Source organism: Pseudomonas sp. GL-R-26 (genome assembly GCF_019947365.1).
In the GTDB taxonomy this organism is placed as follows: domain Bacteria; phylum Pseudomonadota; class Gammaproteobacteria; order Pseudomonadales; family Pseudomonadaceae; genus Aquipseudomonas.
The window spans coordinates 1-1472 of the sequence record NZ_JAGYGI010000075.1 but is presented as its reverse complement, the minus strand read 5'-3'; the positions used below and the strand labels follow the sequence as shown (position 1 = coordinate 1472).

Sequence of the window (1472 nt, the reverse complement as noted above, 5' to 3'; positions counted from 1 at the left end):
GGCCCGGCGTTTCCCGTGAGCCTTGGCTTCAACCCGATCAATACCCTGGACTCCGGCTATGGCCTGGGCTGGAACCTCAATCTCACGCAGTTCACCCCCCATGACAGCATCCTGGCCCTGAGCACCGGGGAGACGTACAAGGTCACCGGTAGCGGCGCCACCCCGGACATCAAGGAAAAGAAACTCGACAGCTTCCATTTCGAAAACCTGGGCAATGACCGCTACCGCGTGCTGCACAAGTCCGGGCTGGTCGAGGTGCTGCAGGTTGGCGGCAGCAGCAATGACCGGGTGGCCTTGCCCGTCGAGATCTACTCGGCGAGCGGCCATCTCATCACACTGGTGTATGCGTCTTTTCGCGGTGGCCAGCGCCTGCAAAGCATCAGCGATGCCCAGGGCGAATTGCTGCGCATCAACCGCCCCAACGATACCCGGGTGGAAGTGCTCGCCCGCCCCAACGACGGCCCCGGCGGCGGTCCGCTGGCGCGTTACGAAATGAACCTCAACGCCAGCGGCTGGGTCACCAGCGTCGTCTTGCCCACCGCCGACAAAGCGTCCTGGCGCTTTGCTTATGGCAACGGGCCGATCCGCGGCATTCTGTGCCTGCACGAAGTCAAGACGCCGGTCGGCGGTCGGGAAACCATCGACTACAGCGACACCGGGCACCCTTATCCCGGCGGTATCAGCCGTCCCAACCTGCCACGGGTCACCCGCCATCGCAGCTACCCCGGCTTCGACCAGCCGACGATCCAGGTCGACTACAGCTACACGGCCCGTAATTTCCTCGGGGCCGGGGCCAGCGTCAGTTGGGAAGACGGCATGGACCCGTTGTACAAGGTGGCGTCCAGCTATGAGTACGGCTGCGTCGCCAGCCTGATGGATGGCACCACGGTGGTCCGCCAGGTCGAGCGCACCTTCAACCGTTTCCACTTGCTGACCGAAGAAAAAACCACCCAGCAACAGTGCGTCAAACGGATCAAGACCGAGTACTACGCCCAGGACATCCCGTTCGAGCAGCAGGTCGCGCAATTCCAGTTGCCAAGGAAAGTCACCACCAGCTGGGAGATGGCCAACGACGCCACCCAGTACCGCGACGAAGTCGCCCTGACCGCCTACGACGGGTATGGCAACCAGACCGAACAGGTCGAGCCCAACGGCATCAAGACCACCTACACCTACTACCCCAAGGCGGGCGAGGACGGTTGCCCGCCAGACCGTTTTGTGCGCAACCTCAAAGACACCGTGATGACGCCTTCGCCCGACGGCGCGGCGGGTGCCCCGACGCTGCGCACGCGCTTGCGCTACGCCGCGCACAAGCCGTTGACCGGCAGCGGCCTGCAAGACTGGCTGGCGATCGAGAGCGAGACCCTGGTGCACCTCGATGGCAGCAACGAAACGCTCCTGCAAGAGACCCGGCGCAGCTACCACGAACTGCCCGGCGATGCGTTCCTGCACGGCCGCCCGGTCACTCAGCA

Annotated in this window: 1 pseudogene; it reads left to right on the top strand. The window is 64.1% G+C overall.

From position 1 onward, the window contains the following. Positions 1 to 1472 (top strand): annotated as a pseudogene (locus tag KGA96_RS29565) (sugar-binding protein); the annotation flags it as partial.